Origin of the sequence: Methylobacterium sp. B1 (assembly GCF_000333255.1) — a bacterium.
GTDB lineage: Bacteria > Pseudomonadota > Alphaproteobacteria > Rhizobiales > Beijerinckiaceae > Methylobacterium > Methylobacterium fujisawaense.
Genome location: NZ_BACT01000531.1, coordinates 1 through 4,606, shown reverse-complemented (window position 1 = coordinate 4,606; position 4,606 = coordinate 1). Strand labels below are relative to the sequence as shown.

General features: G+C 71.4%; 5 protein-coding genes and 1 pseudogene. 4 read left to right on the top strand and 2 right to left on the bottom strand.

Annotation, left to right across the window (positions count from 1 at the left end):
• Both I53_RS15590 and I53_RS15585 read left to right on the top strand, forming a co-directional pair.
• A pseudogene (locus I53_RS15590) lies at window positions 1–717 on the top strand (glucose/galactose MFS transporter); the annotation flags it as partial.
• 29 nt (window positions 718–746) lie between these two features.
• Entirely contained in the window at window positions 747–1,610 is an 864-nt protein-coding gene (locus tag I53_RS15585; protein WP_043352263.1) for an SMP-30/gluconolactonase/LRE family protein, read from the top strand.
• 292 nt (window positions 1,611–1,902) lie between these two features.
• On the opposite strand, the gene I53_RS15580 is transcribed toward I53_RS15585, so the two are convergent.
• A complete protein-coding gene (locus tag I53_RS15580) occupies window positions 1,903–2,124 on the bottom strand; it encodes a hypothetical protein (RefSeq protein ID WP_043352260.1) in 222 nt (73 codons plus the stop codon).
• Window positions 2,125–2,362: 238 nt separating this feature from the next.
• Between I53_RS15580 and I53_RS15575 the strand changes: the two genes are divergently transcribed.
• Both I53_RS15575 and I53_RS15570 read left to right on the top strand, forming a co-directional pair.
• Complete coding sequence (locus tag I53_RS15575; protein ID WP_043352259.1) at window positions 2,363–2,569, top strand: hypothetical protein; 207 nt, start codon at window positions 2,363–2,365, stop codon at window positions 2,567–2,569.
• 575 nt (window positions 2,570–3,144) lie between these two features.
• Window positions 3,145–4,209: a LacI family DNA-binding transcriptional regulator gene (locus I53_RS15570; RefSeq protein ID WP_251982332.1), complete on the top strand. Its 1,065-nt coding sequence runs from the start codon at window positions 3,145–3,147 to the stop codon at window positions 4,207–4,209.
• A 38-nt stretch (window positions 4,210–4,247) separates the two neighbouring features.
• Here the strand turns inward: I53_RS15570 and I53_RS15565 are convergent.
• Window positions 4,248–4,606 (bottom strand): ATP-binding cassette domain-containing protein (locus I53_RS15565; RefSeq protein ID WP_043352255.1); only part of this gene is annotated, 359 nt, incomplete at its 5' end.

The following is a 4,606-nucleotide window of genomic DNA, read 5'->3' as shown; positions in this document are numbered from 1 at the left end:
CAATCGGTGCAGCTGCCCTACCTGATCGTGGCGGCGATCCTCGTCGGTCTCGCCGTGATCATCGCCCGCTTCCCGCTGCCCGTCCTGGGCGGCGCCGGCGGCGCCACGGCCCGGGCCGTCAAGGCCGAGCGCGCCGGCCTGTCCCTCTGGCGCCACCGCAACCTCGTGCTCGGCGTGCCGGCGATCTTCATCTACCTGATCGCCGAGATCGGGGTGTCGAACCTGTTCATCAACTTCGTCTCACAGCCGGAGATCGGCGACCTGACCCACGCCCAGGCCTCGCGCTACCTGTTCCTGCTCTGGGGCGGCATGATGGTCGGCCGCTTCGCCGGCAGCTACCTGATGCAGGCTCGGGCGGCCGAGACCGTGCTGGCCGGGGCGGCGATCGGCGCCTGCGCGGTGATGCTGGTGGCGACCTTCGCGACCGGCCACTGGGCGATGTGGGCCCTGATCTCGGTGGGCCTGTTCCACGCGATCATGTTCCCGACGATCTTCACCCTGGGGATCCGCGGCCTCGGGCCGCTCACCGAGGAGGGCGCCGGGCTGCTGATCATGGCGATCGCGGGCGGATCCCTGGTGGTGGTGCAGGGTTGGGCGGCGGACCGGTTCGGGCTGCAGCATTCCTTCCTGATCACCGCCGCCTGCGAACTCTACGTCCTGTTCTACGCTCTCTGGGGCTGCCGCCCCGCCGCCGCGGCGCGGCCGGCGGGCGCCTGAGCGTCGGCGGCATCGGGGAGCGCTCTGCCATGGACCCGCGGATCCGCATCCTGGACCGGCCCCGGCGCGACCGGCTCGGCGAAGGCCCGATCTGGGTTCCGGAGCGGGGCTTGCTGTTCTGGGTCGACATCGAGGCCCCGGCCCTGAACTGGCTCGACCTCGCCCGCGGCGAGACCGGCACGCATCCGTTCCCGGAGCCGCTGGGCTGGATCATCCCCCGCGCCGGCCGGCGCGACTTCATCGTCGGGCTGAAGAGCGGGTTCGCGATCTACGACCTCGAGGCCGACCGGATCACGCCGATCGGCGATCCGGAGCCCGACGAGCCCGACAACCGCCTGAACGATGCGAAGGTCGACGGCGCCGGCCGGATCTGGGCCGGGAGCATGCACCAGGCCGAGACCGCGGCTTCGGGATCCCTCCACCGGCTCGATCCCGACCTGACTTGGCGGCGGATGGACACGAGCTACGGCGTCGCCAACGGGCCGACCTTCAGCCGCGATGGCCGGATCCTCTATCACAGCGACAGCGCCGCCCGGACGGTCTACGCCTTCGACCTCGCCGCGGACGGCACGCTGACGGGCAAGCGCGCCTTCCTGCGCTTTCCGGAGGCCTGGGGCTGGCCCGACGGGATGACCACGGATTCCGAGGGCTGCCTCTGGATCGCCCATTGGGGCGGCGGCCGGCTCAGCCGCGTGGATCCCGAGGGGCGACTGATGCGGGCGATCCCACTGCCCGCCCCCAACATCACGAGCTGCGCCTTCGCGGGAGAAGGGCTCGACCGCCTGTTCGTCACCTCGGCCGCCCGGGGCGCCGAGCACGTGCCGGCGGCGGGGGCCCTGTTCGAACTCGATGTCGGCGTGACCGGCCTGCCGCCCCGCGCCTTCGGGGGCTGACCGGCCCGGCGGCCGTGGAAGGCCTTTCCCTGTGGCTGTAGCGTCCCCGGACGGCGGGGCCTGATGGCGACCGGGTTGTCCCGGGCGGCCGACGCGATCCGTGCGGCGGCCCGATCCGCGTCCGCGCGGGCCTCGACGCAATCCTCGCAGGATCGTGTGGCCGCCTCATCCGGATGGGGGATGCGCGGTCCCCGGCCGGTCTCTACGCTCGCCACTTCTCCGAGACGAGATCACCTTCAGCCCGCCCGGCCCTGCCGCGGCGGGCTCCTTGTCGGATGTCGCCGACACGGCGCTACCGCCGAATCGGAAGCCGGCGGATGGGCCGCCCGGCGGTGTCGCGCACCACCAGGCTCCAGGAGCGGCCGGGATCGGCCGCGCAGACCTCATCGGCCATCTCGGCGATCACGCTGCGTGCCTCGGCCAGGGCCTCGTCCAGGCTGCTGACCTCGACGCCTTCCTCGTCGCGGATCGTTTCCTCGCCGCTCTCGACGTCGAAGTAGAAGCGCTCGGACACCGACCTCCCCCCTGCTGCCGCCCTCCGGCGGTCGTCCTGATCTCTCTACGTAGTCCGGAATATGACTGGGACCGGTCTTTGATCGGATAAACCTTAATGCATTTAAAACGCGGATTTGCCTGTATCTGTGCGAAGGCGGCCCAGTCTCGATTGAATTATCGATTATAAGAACCAGGCACGCCGCCGCCGATGTCCGATGGCTTGCTGAGGTGGCGCTCTTGGAGTCGGGACCCCTGACATGTCGACCTCCACCGATCCGCCCAACGCGCGCGCCGAGAAAGCCGCGCTCCGCAAAGCCACGCTGCGGGCGCATATCAAGAACGTTCTGTCGACGATCCGCAGTCATCATACGGGGCGCGGCCGCGCGTCGATGCGGGTCTCGCGCTACACCCTTGGACGGTGGTTCCGGGGCATCGCCGCCGGAGCGAACCCGCTTTTTGCGTAGCAACGCTCGTCCGATGGACGTGTTTCTCAAGGCGCCGCGCTCCGGCGCTTCGAACCGCGTCCCATGGCCGAGACCACCCGCCTCCGATCCCATATCCGTAGCGTGCTGCTCAGGCTGATGCAGCGGCTGCGCGCCCGGGCCGGCTGACGCGACAGCGGTCGGACGCCGGCCGTCGGGCGGCCGTCTTGCGCCCCTGCCCTCGGCTGCGGCGCGGTGGGGTGCGGGGGGCACGCCTGTGGATTGGGCAGGCCACGCGACACGCCCCGATTCCGCCTCTTGGCTTGCGTGGAGATCCTGCCCGGAAATCCTGCCCGGGAAACCTGCTTGGCGAACCGCGCCGTCCAGGCCGGGGACGGCTCGGCGGAGCCGCCGAAAATCTGAGGGATTGACCGGATTTCGCGCCGAAACGACCGGTCTATTGCTGACGCGACGCGTCTTCGTTGCCGTGCCAGCGGCTTTATCTCCAATCGATACAGATCTAGATTCGCGGGCCCAACGAGCCGGCACCGGGCCCGTCCCGGCGCGGGCGCGCCGTCCTGCCGGGCAGACCGGCTCCCGAGGTGACGATGGGCCAGATGACGATCAAGGACGTCGCCCGACGGGCCGGCGTGAGCTTCCAGACGGTCTCGCTGGTCCTGAACCATCCGGAGAAGGTCGCCCGGACCACGCGCGAGACCATCGAGACGGCCATGCGCGACCTGGACTTCGTGCCGAGCCTCGCCGCCCGGTCCCTGCGCAAGAAGCCCAGTCGCAGCATCGCCTGCGTGTTCTCCCTCGGGGCGCAGCCCGCCGATGCCGCGTTCCATCTGAGGGAGGAGGCCGATCAGGGCCTCGTCCTGCAGACCTTCGGGTACGTGACCGACCAGCAGGGCTATACCCTGGTCCACCGGTGTCGCCGCGGCGACGACCCGGACGGCCTGAGCCGGATCGCCAGCCTGGTCAGCGAGGCCCGGGTCGACGGCATCGTCGTCTTCGCCGACCGCCAGGACGACCCGCTGATCGGCCTGCTGCAGACCAAGCGGTTCCCGTTCGTCGTGTTCGGCCTCGACGTTCCCGGCACGCATTACGCCATGCAGGCCGAGCGCGACGCGGCCCGCGACGCCGTCCGCCACCTGATCCAGGCCGGGAGCCGGTCCATCTGTTTCTTCACGGGCGCGGGCGACGGTCGGCGGTGGCGTGCCGGGGCCGAGCGGTTCCGCGGCTACCGGGACGCGCTCGCGGAGGCGGGGCTGCCGCTGCGCGACGACCGCGTGGTGGCGTGCGACTGCACGTCCGAGGGCGGCTATCGGGCGACGCGCGCGCTGCTGGAGCGGCCGGACACGGGGTCAGGAGACCGGCCGGATGCCATCGTGGCCGCCAGCGATCGGGTGGCGTTCGGAGCGCTGAAGGCGCTGCACGAGCGCGGCGTGCGGGTCCCCGCGGAGATCCGCGTCGTGGGCTTCGACAACCTCACCCAGGGGGCCTACTCGGTCCCGAGCCTGACCTCGGTCGATGTCCCGACCCTCGACATGGTCCGGTTCGCCTTCGCGACCCTGGTCGAGCTGATCGAGGGGACGCGCGCCCCGGACGACCTCGCCCAGCGGCTGTTTCCCACGCGCCTCGTCGTGCGCGAATCGACCGCGGCGCGGCCGCAGGCCTAGGCGGCCGAGGCCGGCGTTCCGCCGCCCGTATGGGCGCCTCACTCCGCCGCGAGGATGCCCGTCTCGGGGTCGCCCCGTCCGAACTGCGCCGCGTGCAGGCGGCTGTAGGGGCCGCCGGCGGCAAGCAAGGCCGCGTGCCGGCCCTCCTCGACCACGCCGCCCTCCCCCAGGACCACGATGCGGTCGGCGTCCCGGATGGTCGCGAGGCGGTGGGCGATCACCAGGGTCGTGCGCCCGCGGGCGAGTTCGGCGAGCGCCCGCTGGATCTCCCGCTCGGTCTCGGTGTCCAGCGCCGAGGTCGCCTCGTCGAGGATCAGGATCGGCGGGTTCTTGAGGAAGACCCGCGCGATGGCGATGCGCTGCTTCTGCCCCCCCGACAGGCGCACGCCGCGTCGCC

Excerpts from the sequence above, each read along its gene's own strand:
- I53_RS15575 (WP_043352259.1), top strand. The coding sequence starts at position 2,363 with ATGTCGACCTCCACCGATCCGCCCAACGCGCGCGCCGAGAAAGCCGCG.
- I53_RS15585 (WP_043352263.1), top strand. The coding sequence starts at position 747 with ATGGACCCGCGGATCCGCATCCTGGACCGGCCCCGGCGCGACCGGCTC.
- I53_RS15570 (WP_251982332.1), top strand. The coding sequence starts at position 3,145 with ATGACGATCAAGGACGTCGCCCGACGGGCCGGCGTGAGCTTCCAGACG.